The following is a 15,120-nucleotide window of genomic DNA, read 5'->3' as shown; positions in this document are numbered from 1 at the left end:
GAAAAAAATGTCAGAAAAATGGTATAATAGAAAGGAACGTGTTTGGACAGAGAGGAGACAGCAGATGAACTTTCAACAATTATCCAACCTGCAATATTGGACTAGCTTGTTTTCTAGTCCTTGGAGTATTGCCATCAATCTGTTTGATATTTTGATTGTGGCCTATATTTTATATCGTTTTACAAAAGCGATAGCTGGCACCAAGATTATGATTTTGGTGCGGGGGGTCGTGATTTTTGTATTAGCCCAGGTTGTGGCCAATATCCTTGGTTTAACAACGATTTCTTGGTTGATTAATCAAATTATCACCTATGGGGTTATTGCTGCGGTTGTTATCTTCTCTCCAGAGATTCGGACTGGTTTGGAACGCTTGGGAAGGGCGACAGATTTCTTTTCTACTGCTCAAATTAGTGCAGAGGAGCAAATGATTCGTGCCTTTATCAAGTCGGTTGAATATATGAGTCCTCGTAAGATTGGTGCTCTGGTTGCCATCCAACGAGTTCGGACCTTGCAAGAATACATTGCGACAGGGATTCCTTTGGATGCCAATATTTCAGCTGAACTCCTTATTAATATCTTTATCCCCAACACTCCCCTACACGATGGTGCTGTGATTATCAGAGAAAATCGAATAGCAGTAACCTCTGCCTATTTGCCCCTGACAGAAAGTACAGGGATTTCCAAGGAATTTGGGACCAGACACCGGGCGGCTATCGGTTTATCAGAAGTGTCGGATGCCTTGACCTTCATCGTCTCAGAGGAAACAGGTGGCATTTCTATTACCTACAATGGGGTTTTCAAGCACGACTTGACGATTGAAGAATTTGAAGCAGAGCTACGAGCAATTCTTTTGCCAGTTGTTGAGGAAAAAGTCAGTTTTAAGGACCGTTTGCTAGGAGGCTGGAAATATGAGAAAAAATAGTCTATATATCATTTCATCTCTCTTTTTTGCTTGTGTCTTATTTATCTATGCAACGTCAACCAACTTTCAAAATAGCAATACCGCAAGGCAGGTCAAATCAGAAACCTACACCAATACGATAACGAACGTTCCTATCGATATTCACTATGATGATGACCAGTATTTCATTAGCGGATTTGCATCAGAAGTTTCAGTTGTACTGACAGGTGCCAATCGTGTGACCTTGGCTAGCGAAATGCAGGAGAGCACTCGTAAGTTTAAGGTAACTGCTGATTTGACGGATGCCAGTGTTGGAACGATTGAAGTTCCCTTGAATATTGAAAATCTTCCAAGCGGATTGACCGCTGTGGCAACGCCTCAAAAGATCACAGTGAAAGTTGGGAAGAAGGTTAAGCGAGATGGGATGATTGTTGTGCCACAAGTTGACCAAAGCCAGATTGATTCCAAGCTACAAATTGATAGTGTAACCGTGTCAAATGAACGGGTTTCTGTCACAACTGACCAAGAAACACTATCTAAAATTGATCGTATTATTGCGCTTTTACCAACCAGCGAACGCATAACAGGTAATTACAGTGGTTCAGTACCTTTGCAGGCAATTGATCGCAATGGTGTTGTCTTACCAGCAGTTATAACTCCGTTCGACACAACAATGAAGGTGACTACAAAACCAGTAGCACCAAGTTCAAGTACATCAAATTCAACAACAAGCAGCTCATCGGAGACATCTTCGTCAACGAAAGCAACTAGTTCAAAAACGAATTAATAATAGGAAAAGGATTTTATAAAAATGGGTAAATATTTTGGGACTGATGGAGTCCGTGGAGAAGCTAACGTAGAATTAACGCCAGAATTGGCCTTCAAACTAGGTCGTTTTGGAGGCTATGTTCTTAGCCAACATGAAACGGAAGCACCGAAAGTTTTTGTAGGACGTGATACACGTATTTCTGGGGAAATGCTGGAATCAGCCTTGGTAGCTGGTCTTCTTTCAGTTGGTATTCACGTATACAAACTAGGTGTTCTTGCAACACCAGCAGTAGCTTACTTGGTTAAAACTGAAGGGGCAAGTGCCGGTGTCATGATTTCTGCTAGCCACAACCCAGCCCTTGATAATGGAATTAAGTTCTTTGGAGGTGATGGTTTCAAACTAGATGACGAAAAAGAAGCAGAAATTGAAGCCTTGTTAGATGCTGCAGAAGATACTCTTCCTCGTCCAAGTGCTGAAGGCTTGGGAACCTTGGTAGATTATCCAGAAGGCTTGCGTAAGTATGAAGGCTACCTTGTTTCAACTGGAACTCCTCTTGAAGGAATGAAAGTTGCCTTGGATACAGCCAATGGTGCAGCTTCTACAAGTGCCCGTCAAATCTTTGCAGACCTTGGTGCTCAATTAACTGTTATCGGGGAAACACCAGATGGTCTTAACATCAACCTTAATGTTGGTTCAACCCACCCAGAAACCCTTCAAGAAGTGGTCAAAGAAAGCGGGTCAGCTATTGGTTTGGCCTTTGACGGAGACAGTGACCGTTTGATTGCTATTGATGAAAATGGTGAGATCGTTGATGGTGACAAAATCATGTACATCATCGGAAAATACCTTTCTGAAAAGGGACAATTAGCCCAAAATACAATCGTGACAACCGTTATGTCTAACCTTGGTTTCCACAAGGCCTTGGACCGTGAAGGCATTAACAAGGTGGTCACTGCAGTTGGCGACCGCTATGTTGTGGAAGAAATGAGAAAATCAGGTTACAACCTCGGTGGTGAACAGTCTGGTCACGTCATCTTGATGGACTACAATACAACAGGTGATGGTCAATTATCAGCTGTTCAATTGACCAAAATCATGAAGGAGACTGGTAAGAGCTTGTCAGAGTTGGCAGCAGAAGTAACCATCTATCCACAAAAATTAGTCAATATCCGAGTGGAAAATGCCATGAAGGAAAAGGCTATGGAAGTTCCAGCTATCAAGGCTATCATCGAGAAGATGGAAGAAGAAATGGCAGGGAACGGCCGTATTCTTGTTCGCCCAAGTGGGACAGAACCCCTCTTGCGTGTTATGGCAGAAGCGCCTACAACAGAAGAAGTAGACTACTATGTTGATACCATCGCAGACGTAGTTCGAGCTGAAATCGGGATTGACTAAATCCTAGAAAACTAGATGAAAATAAAAAATTATGGTACAATAACTTATAATATTGTAGCCAAGGGAGAAAGATATGAATCTTAAACGTGAACAAGAATTTGTTAGTCAGTATCATTTTGATGCGCGTAATTTTGAATGGGAAAATGAAAATGGAGCTCCTGAAACTAAGGTGGATGTGAACTTCCAATTGATTCAACATGACCAAGAAAATCAAGTGACTTCCTTGATCGTTGTCTTGAGTTTTATGATTGTATTTGATAAATTTGTCATCAGTGGAACCATTTCACAGGTGAACCATATCGATGGTCGTATTGTTAACGAACCAAGTGAATTGAACCAAGAAGAAGTGGAAACCTTGGCTCGTCCATGTTTGAACATGCTCAACCGTTTGACTTACGAAGTAACTGAAATTGCATTAGACTTACCAGGAATTAATTTGGAGTTCTAATATGAAATTAGCTGTTATCACAGATTCCTCTGCCTATCTCAGTGCAGAGACCTTGCAAAGAGAAGATTTGTATGTCTTGGATATTCCTGTCAATATTGATGGTGAGGAGTATGTTGAAGGTGTTAATCTGACTGCTGAAGAATTTTACCAAAAAATGGCTCAGGCTTCTGAATTGCCTAAGACCAGTCAACCAAGTATTGCCAAGTTAGATGAGATTCTAACTTCGCTTAAAGAACAAGGCTATACCCATGCTTTGGGGCTTTTCCTATCTTCTGGAATTTCAGGTTTTTACCAAAATATCCAGTACATGGTCGATGATTATGAGGGCTTAACCATTGCCTTCCCAGACACTTTGATTACAAGTGCTCCTCTAGGTATCATGGTTGAAAGTGTCTTTAATTGGAAAGACCAGGGCGATGACTTTGCCATTATTCAGGATAAGCTAGCTATTCAAATCAGCCGTACGTCAGCTTTTATCATGGTAGATGACCTGGATCATTTGGTAAAAGGTGGACGTCTTTCAAATGGTGCTGCTATTTTGGGCAATCTGCTTAGCATTAAGCCAATCCTTTATTTCAACGACCAAGGTGTGATTGAAGTGTACGAAAAAGTTCGTACTGAAAAGAAAGCCACAAAGCGCTTAATTGAAATCATCAAGGAAGCCACAGCTTCAGGCCAATACCGTATCATTGTTATTCACGGGAATGCTTCTGAAAAGGCCGAGGAATTGCGTCAGCACTTGCTTGATTCTGGGGTAGGTACGGATATTTCACCTGCGACATTTGGTAGTGTCATTGGAACCCATCTAGGAGCAGGAAGCATTGCTCTAGGTTATATTCCAGTGATTTAGTTGGCGCTTCTAGGCAAGTTAAGATGCCTTGTATCTTAGCAATTGAACACGGACCACCTGCCTCTTGAAAAAAGATGCCTGTCTTGCCTTTCATGGAAAGTCAGCGCTATTCCCTATTTTTCATGGGCAGCTAACGTCCTTTGTATCTTGATAATTGAACACGCCTGGAACCCTGTGTGAAAAAGATAGATTTTCCAAGGAGTAGACACTTCTTGATCAAAACTCCTATTTTCACTTTGTGTTCCTACAGGCTTTGTATCTTAGACAGGAGTAGAGATGAGTATTCGAGTAATTATTGCTGGTTTTAAGGGAAAAATGGGGCAAGCTGCTTGTCAGATGGTCTTGGCTGATCCAGACTTGGACTTGGTAGCAGTTTTGGATCCTTTTGAGTCTGAGTCAGAATGGCAAGGTATTCCTGTTTTCAAGGATAAGGCTGATTTGGCAGGCTTTAAAGCAGATGTCTGGGTAGACTTTACTACACCAGCTGTTGCCTATGAAAATACACGCTTTGCTCTTGAAAATGGTTTTGCTCCAGTAGTTGGAACAACAGGTTTCACAAGTGAAGAAATTGCAGAGCTAAAAGCATTTTCTCGTGCCCAAGATTTGGGTGGCTTGATCGCTCCTAACTTTGCCTTGGGTGCTGTCTTGCTTATGCAATTTGCGACGCAGGCTGCCAAATATTTCCCAAATGTGGAGATTATCGAGCTCCATCATGACAAGAAAAAGGATGCTCCGAGTGGAACAGCTATTAAAACAGCTGAATTGATGGCAGAAGTTCGAGAGTCAATCCAGCAAGGTGCGCCTGATGAGGAAGAATTGATTTCAGGTGCCCGTGGTGCTGACTTTGATGGCATGCGGATTCACTCAGTTCGTTTGCCAGGCTTGGTAGCCCATCAGGAAGTCATCTTTGGCAATCAGGGAGAAGGATTGACCCTCCGTCATGACTCCTATGATCGCAGCTCCTTCATGACAGGGGTGAATTTGGGAATTAAAGAAGTTGTCAAGCGTCATGAGCTTGTCTATGGATTAGAACACTTATTATGAGATTAACGCAAATGCCTTCTGAATTTCAGAAGGCTTTACCAGTATTAGAAAAAATTAAAGAAGCAGGTTTTGAGGCCTATTTTGTTGGAGGTTCTGTTCGAGATGCCCTCCTCAATCGTCCCATCCATGATGTGGATATTGCGACGTCTTCTTATCCAGAGGAGACCAAGCAGATTTTTCCGCGAACAGCCGATATCGGAATCGAGCATGGAACCGTCTTGGTTTTAGATGGGGATGAGGAGTATGAGGTAACCACCTTTCGGACAGAGGATGTCTATGTGGACTATCGCAGACCCAGTGCAGTCTCCTTTGTGCGCTCGCTAGAAGAAGACCTCAAGCGCCGTGATTTTACAGTCAATGCCTTTGCTTTGGACGAGACAGGAGAAATCATTGACTTGTTCCATGGTTTAGAAGATTTGGAAAAGCAAGTCTTACGAGCAGTTGGAGTGGCAAGTGAGCGTTTCAACGAAGATGCTTTGCGGATTATGCGTGGTTTTCGTTTTCAGGCTAGTCTTGGCTTTGAGCTTGAGTCAGAAACCTTTAAAGCTATGAAGACTTTGACGCCACTTTTGGAGAAAATTTCTGTGGAGCGTACCTTCGTTGAGTTTGATAAACTCTTGCTGGCTCCCTTTTGGAGAAGGGGCTTGGCTTCCATGATTGAGAGTCAAGCTTATGACTATCTCCCTGATATGGCAGCTAGCCAGGATAAGCTCAATAGACTGTTTGATTTAGAGACTGATTTCACCTTTGAATCTTCAGAGCAAGCCTGGGCGGCTTTACTGTCGACTTTGGAGATTGAAAATGCGCAGCCATTTTTGAAGGCTTGGAAGACCTCACGCCAGTTTGCCAAGCAGATACAGGATTTACTGACTATTTTGGCCTTGCGTGAAAAGGGAGAATTGAGTAAGCGTGATTGTTACCGCTTTGACTTGAATTTGCTTTTACAGGCTGAAAATCTTCGTCAGGCTCAAGGAAAAGAAGTTAACCCGCAAGTCATCACAGAAACTTACCAGAGTTTGACCATTCATTATAAGAAAGAAATCCAGATTAATGGTGGCATTTTGATTAAGGAATATGGTTATCAGCCTGGACCAGACTTGGGAGAGATTTTAACAGAGATTGAGTATGCTATTGTCGATGGAGAATTGGAAAATGACCGACAAGCCATCCATGCTTATCTGAGGGAGAAAAAATGAGTGACTTTATCGTTGAAAAACTAAGTAAATCCGTCGGTGACAAGACCGTTTTTAAGGATATTTCCTTTATCATCCATGACTTGGATAGAATTGGTCTAATCGGTGTCAATGGAACGGGTAAGACTACCCTTCTAGATGTTCTTTCTGGTGTTTCTGGCTTTGATGGGGATGTCAGTCCCTTTTCAGCTAAGAATGATTACCAGATTGGTTACTTGACCCAAGATCCTGATTTTGATGATAGAAAGACGGTCTTAGATACGGTTTTATCTAGCGACCTCAAGGAAATCCAGCTTATTCGTGAGTATGAATTGATTATGCTCAACTATAGTGAGGACAAGCAAGCGCGTTTGGAACGAGTCATGGCAGAAATGGACTCTCTCCAAGCTTGGGAAATTGAGAGTCAGGTCAAGACCGTTCTCAGCAAGCTGGGTATTCAGGACTTATCTACTCCTGTTGGGGAATTGTCAGGTGGTCTAAGAAGACGGGTCCAATTGGCGCAAGTTTTACTTGGCAACCACGACCTCTTGCTTTTGGATGAGCCAACCAACCATCTGGATATTGCGACTATTGAGTGGCTGACCCTCTTTTTAAAAAATTCTAAGAAGACAGTTCTCTTTATCACTCACGATCGTTATTTCTTAGACGCTTTGTCAACACGGATTTTCGAATTGGATCGCGCAGGCTTGACCGAATATCAGGGCAATTATCAGGACTATGTTCGCCTTAAGGCGGAACAGGATGAGCGTGACGCGGCTCTTCTTCACAAAAAAGAACAACTTTATAAGCAAGAATTGGCCTGGATGCGCAGACAACCGCAGGCGCGTGCAACCAAGCAGCAAGCTCGTATCAATCGTTTCCACGACTTGAAGAAAGAAGTCTCAGGTGGCGTTGCTGAAACAGATTTGACCATGAACTTTGAAACCAGTCGTATTGGGAAGAAAGTCATCGAGTTTCAGGATGTTTCCTTTGCCTATGAAAATAAGCCCATTTTGCAAGATTTTAATCTCTTGGTGCAGGCCAAAGACCGTATTGGAATCGTTGGGGACAACGGTGTTGGGAAATCAACCCTGCTCAACCTGATTGCTGGAAGTCTTGATCCAACTGAAGGCCAAGTTGTCATAGGGGAAACTGTTCGCATCGCCTATTTTTCTCAGCAAATTGAGGGCTTGGATGAAAGCAAGCGAGTGATCAATTACTTGCAGGAAGTGGCAGAAGAGGTCAAGACCAGCGGTGGTTCTACGACTTCAATTGCAGAGTTGCTGGAGCAGTTCCTTTTCCAACGTTCGACGCATGGAACCTTGATTGAGAAATTGTCTGGGGGAGAGAAAAAACGTCTTTATCTCCTCAAATTACTCTTGGAAAAACCAAATGTTCTTCTCTTGGACGAACCGACAAATGACCTAGATATTGCGACTTTGACAGTTTTGGAGAATTTCTTGCAAGGCTTTGCGGGTCTAGTTTTGACTGTTAGTCACGACCGCTATTTCTTGGATAAGGTAGCGACCAAGATTCTTGCATTTGAGGATGGTAAAATTCGTCCTTTCTTTGGTCATTACACTGATTACCTTGATGAAAAAGCCTTTGAAACAGAGATGGCCAATCAAGTGCAAAAGGTCGAAAAGGAGAAAGTGGTCAAGGTCCGTGAAGACAAGAAACGCATGACCTACCAAGAAAAGCAGGAGTGGGCAAGCATTGAAGGCGATATTGAAACCTTGGAAAATCGTATCGCTGCTATTGAAGAGGAGATGCAGGCCAATGGTTCTGACTTTGGTAAGCTGGCTACTCTCCAAAAAGAATTAGATGAGAATAACGAAGCACTCCTTGAAAAATACGAACGCTATGAGTATCTCAGTGAGTTTGATAGCTAGAAGAATAGAAAAATCCCGTCTCATGACAGGATTTCTCTATTCTTTTTTGGTTTCTTGATGAAAGATATTTTGCCAGGTTTCGTGGCGTCGCCAGATACTGGTATGGACGATGCCATCTAATTCATAGTAGATGAGTTTGGTCTTTTGACTGATGGAAGTGATTTGAATGTCTTTGATAGCAGAATTCAAGTCTTTTTCGGCTTTATAGGCCTCTTTATCCATCTGCTCTCCATCTTGACGAATATAGACAAAATCGTCAGCCAAGAGTTCTTCCAGTTGATTTCCTTGGTCAATCAATTGTTCGCGCATAAGCAATTTTTTGTAGACATTGTCTAAAATTTCATCCTCAGGGATAGGCGCTGGCTCAATATGGACATCGGTATCAAAGACGCCAAAACGTTCCTCCAGCATAGACTCGACTTGATCCGCGATTTCATGACTCTCAAAAACAGACAAGTCAGGATTCATTTCTAGCGTAATATCAAGATAAATGTTGCTACCGTAGGTGCGACCTCTTTGGGACTTAACCTTGCTGATTTTGGGAATTTCCATAATGGCCTTTTGATAGTCCTCAAGCAGACGGTCGTCAAAGCCATCTGAAAGACTAAAAGAAGACTCGATGAAGATATCATAAGCAGTTTTCAAGATAAAGAAAGTGATGATAATGGCAACCAGTTTATCCACAATGGGATAATTGAAACTGCTGGCCAGGATGGCAATGGTAGTACCAAGTGAGGTGACTGCATCAGAAAGATTGTCCTTGGCTGCTGCCTTTAGTGCCTTGGAGTTGGATTTCTTACTGAGGCGAGTATTGTAGAGATAAACTACAAACATAATCGATGCAGAAATAATTCCTAGAGTTGCACCAAGAGGATCAATAACCGTTTCTTCACGACTGAGAATCTTCTGAATGGTATCCCTTAGAACATCAAAGCCAACATAGAACATGATGATGGAAGTGATTAAGCTAGCCAAATCCTCAATCTTCCAGTGGCCAAAACGGTGATCTCGGTCAGCAGGCTGGCGCGCCATCCTAATCCCAATCAAGAGGGCCACATTTCCAATGATATCCGATACGTTGTTAAAACCATCGGCTACCAAACTGGATGAATGGAGGAGGTGCCCAGTCGCTAATTTCGCTGCAGACAAGATCAAATAGGTCGAAATACTGATAATGGCCCCACGCTCAGCTAATTTGAGATTTGAGATAGATTGCTTCATTCAACTTCCTTTCTAGTCATATAGCATTCTACCATTATACTGGTTTTCAAGGGAAAATTCAAATAAGGCAGTTTTTACTCTTTGAAAACTTTCCAAAATTTGGTATAATAGTACTACTCAAGGGAGTAGCTGGCAGAAACCTGTGATAGTGTCGTCATTCCGAATTTTATACTGAAAAGTATGCTTTCCGGCACTATCTTAAACAGCGAGACTTGTTATGATTAACAGGTCTCTTTTTGTTTGTCGTGAAAAGATACGATGGGGAAAAGAGAGTCTGTTTTGCACACAATGTCAAGGAGGAGACACATGTCAAAAGAACAAAAACGCCAAGCGTTTTACACTCAGAGTCCTGAAGAGGTCTTGCAGGCTGTGGATGCGACCGAGCAAGGTTTGTCATCAAGTGAGGCGGAAAAGCGCCTTGCCGAATTTGGCCACAATGAACTCGAAGAAGGAGAGAAACGATCAATCCTGGTCAAATTCATCGAGCAATTTAAGGATTTGATGATTATCATCCTAGTTGCGGCAGCAATCTTGTCAGTCGTGACTTCTGGTGGGGAAGATATCGCAGATGCTATTATCATCCTAGCTGTGGTTATCATCAATGCTGCCTTTGGTGTTTACCAAGAAGGGAAAGCAGAAGAAGCCATTGAAGCCCTCAAGTCTATGTCTAGTCCAGCTGCCCGCGTTCTTCGTGATGGGCATATGGCGGAGATTGACTCTAAAGAATTGGTACCTGGAGATATCGTTGCCCTCGAAGCAGGTGATGTTGTACCAGCAGACCTACGTTTGCTTGAAGCCAACTCTCTTAAAATTGAAGAAGCAGCTCTTACAGGTGAGTCTGTGCCAGTCGAAAAAGACTTGACAGTTGAACTTGCTACAGATGCTGGTATCGGTGATCGTGTCAACATGGCCTTCCAAAACTCTAACGTGACTTATGGTCGTGGTCTTGGTGTTGTTGTCAATACTGGTATGTATACTGAAGTTGGTCATATTGCTGGTATGCTTCAAGATGCGGATGAGACTGATACACCACTCAAACAAAACTTGAACAACCTTTCTAAGGTCTTGACCTATGTAATTTTGGTCATTGCCCTTGTTACTTTTGTAGTTGGAGTCTTCATTCAAGGAAAAGATCCACTTGGTGAGTTGATGACCTCTGTTGCCCTTGCTGTTGCAGCCATTCCAGAAGGACTCCCTGCTATCGTGACCATCGTTCTTGCCCTTGGTACTCAAGTTTTGGCCAAACGAAACTCTATCGTTCGTAAGTTGCCAGCAGTAGAAACACTTGGTTCAACAGAAATCATTGCTTCTGATAAGACTGGTACGCTGACCATGAACAAGATGACAGTCGAAAAAGTCTTCTACGATGCAGTCCTACATGACTCAGCTGATGACATTGAACTAGGTCTTGAAATGCCCCTGCTTCGTTCAGTTGTCTTGGCAAATGATACTAAAATCGATGTGGAAGGTAACTTGATTGGTGACCCAACCGAAACAGCCTTTATCCAATATGCCTTGGACAAGGGCTACGATGTCAAAGGTTTCTTAGAGAAATATCCACGTGTGGCTGAGTTGCCGTTTGACTCTGACCGTAAGCTCATGTCAACAGTTCATCCACTTGCAGATGGACGCTTCCTTGTAGCAGTCAAGGGTGCGCCAGACCAACTTTTGAAACGTTGTGTTCTTCGTGACAAAGCTGGGGATATTGCTCCGATTGACGAGAAGGTTACAAACCTCATCCATACAAACAACTCTGAAATGGCTCATCAAGCCTTGCGTGTCCTTGCAGGTGCTTATAAGATTATTGACAGCATTCCAGAAAACCTGACTTCTGAAGAGCTTGAAAATGATTTAATCTTTACTGGTTTGATTGGGATGATCGACCCTGAACGTCCTGAGGCAGCCGAGGCTGTTCGTGTGGCTAAGGAAGCTGGAATCCGTCCAATCATGATCACTGGTGACCACCAAGACACTGCAGAAGCTATTGCTAAACGTTTGGGAATCATTGACGCAAACGATACAGAAGGCCACGTTTTAACTGGTGCTGAACTCAATGAACTGTCAGATGAAGACTTTGAAAAAGTAGTTGGTCAATATTCTGTTTATGCCCGTGTGTCTCCAGAACACAAGGTTCGTATCGTCAAGGCTTGGCAAAAACAAGGTAAAGTCGTTGCCATGACAGGTGATGGTGTCAATGATGCGCCAGCTCTGAAAACAGCCGATATCGGTATCGGTATGGGAATCACTGGTACAGAGGTTTCTAAGGGTGCATCTGACATGATCCTTGCAGATGATAACTTTGCAACTATTATCGTTGCAGTTGAAGAAGGACGTAAGGTCTTCTCAAACATTCAAAAGACTATTCAGTATCTACTTTCTGCCAACACTGCTGAAGTATTGACCATCTTCCTATCAACCTTGTTTGGTTGGGATGTCTTGCAACCAGTTCATCTTTTGTGGATTAACTTGGTAACAGATACCTTCCCAGCTATCGCTCTTGGTGTTGAACCTGCTGAGCCTGGTGTCATGAACCATAAACCACGTGGACGCAAGGCAAGCTTCTTCTCAGGTGGTGTTTTGAGTTCTATCATCTATCAAGGTGTACTCCAAGCAGCAATTGTTATGAGTGTTTATGGTCTTGCCCTTCTTTACCCAGTTCATGTGGGTGACAATCATGCCATTCATGCGGATGCTCTTACTATGGCCTTTGCAACCCTTGGCTTGATTCAGCTCTTCCATGCTTACAATGTCAAGTCTGTTTACCAATCCATCTTGACAGTTGGCCCATTCAAGTCTAAGACCTTCAACTGGTCCATCTTGGTATCCTTCATTCTTCTCATGGCAACAATCGTCGTAGAACCGCTTGAAGGAATCTTCCACGTAACCAAACTAGACTTGTCACAATGGGGAATCGTGATGGGCGGTAGCTTCTCAATGATTATTATCGTCGAAATTGTTAAGTTTATTCAACGCAAACTCGGTTTTGACAAGAATGCGATTTAAAAAAAGTCATCTTCGGATGGCTTTTTTAAATAACTTTAAAAAGGATAGAAAAAACTTTAAATAGGAGATGTTAAAAGTAAAGTCGCTTACTAAAATATTAGATATAAGAATAGCAAAGAATGACTTGGGAGGAAATCATGGGAAATAAAAAATGTATTTACTCTATCCGTAAATTGAGTTTGGGTGTTGCTTCAGTTGTTGTGGCTTGTGGTTTAGGATTTTTAGCTGGCTCTGTTGGGAGTGTATCTGCAGATGAAATGCTCGCAGCTAGTCATATCTTAGAAACAGACAAACCTTCTATCGAAAGCATAGACAAGGATAAGTCTGTCGGGGGTTCAGAAAAAGAAGCTACTGCTTCAGAAGAGCAACATTTTGAAGAAAAACATATAGATACTCCTAAAGTGACTGAAAAGGAATCTCGTGTTGAATTTAATTATATTGATGAATCAACAGGGAAAAAACTTTTTTCAGATGAGCGTACTGGTAAGGTGGGAGAGGATCTTCACTACGATACGAGAAAGAAAATTAGTGAGTTCAAAAGGAATGGCTATGTATTGGTTGAAGATGGTTATTTGAAAACGGATGAATCGAAGAAGCTGTTTCAAGATGATAAGACTCCGCAAACGTATACTATTAAATTAACTCCAAAACATGAAGTGATTAGCTTACAAAACCAGACTAATCCTAAGTCAAATGAAGAGGTGGAAGCTGGTGTTGTCGATAGTCCTAAGTGGCCTGCAGATGCTGAAAAGATCAGAACCAATCAAGAATGGCCTTTAGAGAGAACGATTCAAAGAACCATTAAATATAAATATAAGAATAATGGTAAAGAAGCTTTTGCTGAGAAAAAACAAAGTATTTCCTTTGAACGCTATGCGACTGTTAATCTTGTTACTAAGGAAATTTCCTATTCTAACTGGAAAATAAAACAGGAGCATATTAAAAATCAAACAGCCAAGATTAGCTATGTGGATGTCAGTGAAAACAAGCTACTGAAGGAAGATACAGTTACTGGGGAATCTGGTTATCCTATTGAATACAGTACGCTAAAAACGATTAGTGACTACAAGCGACAAGGATACGATCTTGTATCAAGTGATTATGATCGAGGTTTACAATATTTTGACCAAGATAGTAAGACTGATCAAATATTTAAGGTTGCTTTAACCCCTCGCCTAGAATTTATTTATCCTGAAGATAGAATTCCAACTGCTCATAAAAAAGTTGATGAGGATGTTCAAGATTCACCTTTATGGCCTGCCAGTGTTTCTAAAATCGTCAATAAAAAATCTATTGATCGTAACATTTCCTATCTAGATTTTGTGACACATGATAAGGTTGTTGCAGATCGAAATGATCAAGTTGATTTCAAACGCGTTGCCAAGGTTGATTTTGTAAGAGGAGACCTTTATTATCGTGATTGGACGAGTGATCAACCAAATCTATCTAAAGTAGCGGCACCACTGCTAAAAGGCTTGGTGGCAGATAAAGAAGCAGTTGCAGAGAAAACAGTGGCAGTAACAGATCCTGTAATTAGGGAAACTGTTTACTACAAACAATTAGGAAAATGGATAGCCATTTCTCCAACTGCAAATGAGAATCTGGCTTTGATTCAATATCCCAATGACCAAGATGGTAATCCTGCTAAAGCAGGTCTTGCTAGCAATCCAGGTTTGGGAACAATCCCTTATCTTAAAGGTTATAAGGCTGTGACATCAGCTACTGATTTGGTGTTGAAGGATTCTTCGCATCCAGAATTGGGTTACTTATTACCTGAAGTACCAGAAGATTTTACAAAAGACACAATAATCAATTATCTACCTGTGAAAGCTACTGAGCCAGAACCACCAAGAGGTAATCAACCCAAGATGCCAGAGGCTCCAACACCTGAGGAGCCAAAGAACCCAGCAGTACCGACGGTAGATCAACCTAAGGATCCTGAAAAGCCAACACCTGAGGACCCTAAACAGCCGGAAATGCCAACTGCTGAGCAACCAAAAACTCCAGCAAGTCCAGTACCTGAGGAGCCAAAGAGCCCCGAAGTTCCAGCTGTTGCTCAACCTAAGGTTCCCGAAAAACCATCCCCTGAGGAACCCAAGCACCCTGAAGTTCCGACTGCTGAGCAACCTAAGACTCCAGCAAGTCCAGCGCCTGAGGAGCCAAAGCACCCAGAAACTCCAATAATAAGTGAAACAAAGGAAGCTGGTAAATTACCAGAGACAGCTAGTCATGATTCTATTTTGCTAGTAGTTGGATTTTTATCAGCCCTATCTGGCGTCCTATTGTTTAAAGGTAAAAAAGATTAAGAATTTACAAATAGCAAAAAAGTCATCTTCGGATGGCTTTTTGCTACAGTTAAGGGAAAGGGCTTGCAGTTATCGGCTTTTGTGCTATAATTGCTATAATATAGTAAAAAACAAGAGGA

11 protein-coding genes are annotated in these 15,120 nt (G+C 42.1%); 10 read left to right on the top strand and 1 reads right to left on the bottom strand.

What is annotated here, in order from left to right; all coding sequences use genetic code 11:
• Positions 1-64 precede the first annotated feature (64 nt).
• The 8 genes from cdaA (at position 65) to SK637_RS07100 (ending at position 8,471) form a co-directional block, all read left to right on the top strand.
• Positions 65-922, top strand: a complete 858-nt coding sequence (gene cdaA / locus SK637_RS07135) for a diadenylate cyclase CdaA (RefSeq protein WP_001011070.1) — start codon at positions 65-67, stop codon at positions 920-922.
• Entirely contained in the window at positions 909-1,688 is a 780-nt protein-coding gene (locus SK637_RS07130; protein WP_001230939.1) for a CdaR family protein, read from the top strand. The genes cdaA and SK637_RS07130 overlap by 14 nt, the downstream gene beginning before the upstream one ends.
• Before the next feature lie 24 nt (positions 1,689-1,712).
• Positions 1,713-3,065 carry a phosphoglucosamine mutase gene (gene glmM, locus SK637_RS07125; RefSeq protein ID WP_033689151.1) on the top strand — a complete coding sequence of 451 codons (1,353 nt, stop codon included), beginning with the start codon at positions 1,713-1,715 and terminating at the stop codon, positions 3,063-3,065.
• Between the two features lie 73 nt (positions 3,066-3,138).
• A complete protein-coding gene (locus SK637_RS07120) occupies positions 3,139-3,513 on the top strand; it encodes a DUF1149 family protein (protein WP_001050081.1) in 375 nt (124 codons plus the stop codon).
• A gap of 1 nt (position 3,514) precedes the next feature.
• Positions 3,515-4,363 (top strand): DegV family protein, encoded by an 849-nt coding sequence (locus SK637_RS07115; protein WP_033689150.1) that lies wholly within the window; start codon positions 3,515-3,517, stop codon positions 4,361-4,363.
• A gap of 276 nt (positions 4,364-4,639) precedes the next feature.
• Positions 4,640-5,407 (top strand): 4-hydroxy-tetrahydrodipicolinate reductase, encoded by a 768-nt coding sequence (gene dapB / locus SK637_RS07110; RefSeq protein ID WP_033689148.1) that lies wholly within the window; start codon positions 4,640-4,642, stop codon positions 5,405-5,407.
• Positions 5,404-6,603 carry a CCA tRNA nucleotidyltransferase gene (locus SK637_RS07105; RefSeq protein ID WP_080710530.1) on the top strand — a complete coding sequence of 400 codons (1,200 nt, stop codon included), beginning with the start codon at positions 5,404-5,406 and terminating at the stop codon, positions 6,601-6,603. Before dapB ends, SK637_RS07105 begins: the two co-directional genes overlap by 4 nt.
• Positions 6,600-8,471 (top strand): ABC-F family ATP-binding cassette domain-containing protein, encoded by a 1,872-nt coding sequence (locus tag SK637_RS07100; RefSeq protein ID WP_033686546.1) that lies wholly within the window; start codon positions 6,600-6,602, stop codon positions 8,469-8,471. The genes SK637_RS07105 and SK637_RS07100 overlap by 4 nt, the downstream gene beginning before the upstream one ends.
• Before the next feature lie 36 nt (positions 8,472-8,507).
• Here the strand turns inward: SK637_RS07100 and mntE are convergent, their stop codons facing one another.
• Entirely contained in the window at positions 8,508-9,692 is a 1,185-nt protein-coding gene (gene mntE, locus SK637_RS07095) for a CDF family manganese efflux transporter MntE (RefSeq protein ID WP_033686548.1), read from the bottom strand.
• 306 nt (positions 9,693-9,998) lie between these two features.
• Between mntE and SK637_RS07090 the strand changes: the two genes are divergently transcribed.
• On the top strand, positions 9,999-12,695 hold the full coding sequence (locus SK637_RS07090; protein WP_033689146.1) for a cation-translocating P-type ATPase: 2,697 nt from the start codon (positions 9,999-10,001) through the stop codon (positions 12,693-12,695).
• Between the two features lie 137 nt (positions 12,696-12,832).
• A complete protein-coding gene (locus tag SK637_RS07085; protein WP_237397624.1) occupies positions 12,833-15,001 on the top strand; it encodes a mucin-binding protein in 2,169 nt (722 codons plus the stop codon).
• The last annotated feature ends 119 nt before the right edge of the window (positions 15,002-15,120 follow it).

It is taken from the genome of Streptococcus mitis, from assembly GCF_000722765.2.
GTDB lineage: Bacteria > Bacillota > Bacilli > Lactobacillales > Streptococcaceae > Streptococcus > Streptococcus mitis_AQ.
Note: the sequence above shows the minus strand (reverse complement) of the source record. Positions and strands in the feature narration are given on the sequence as shown.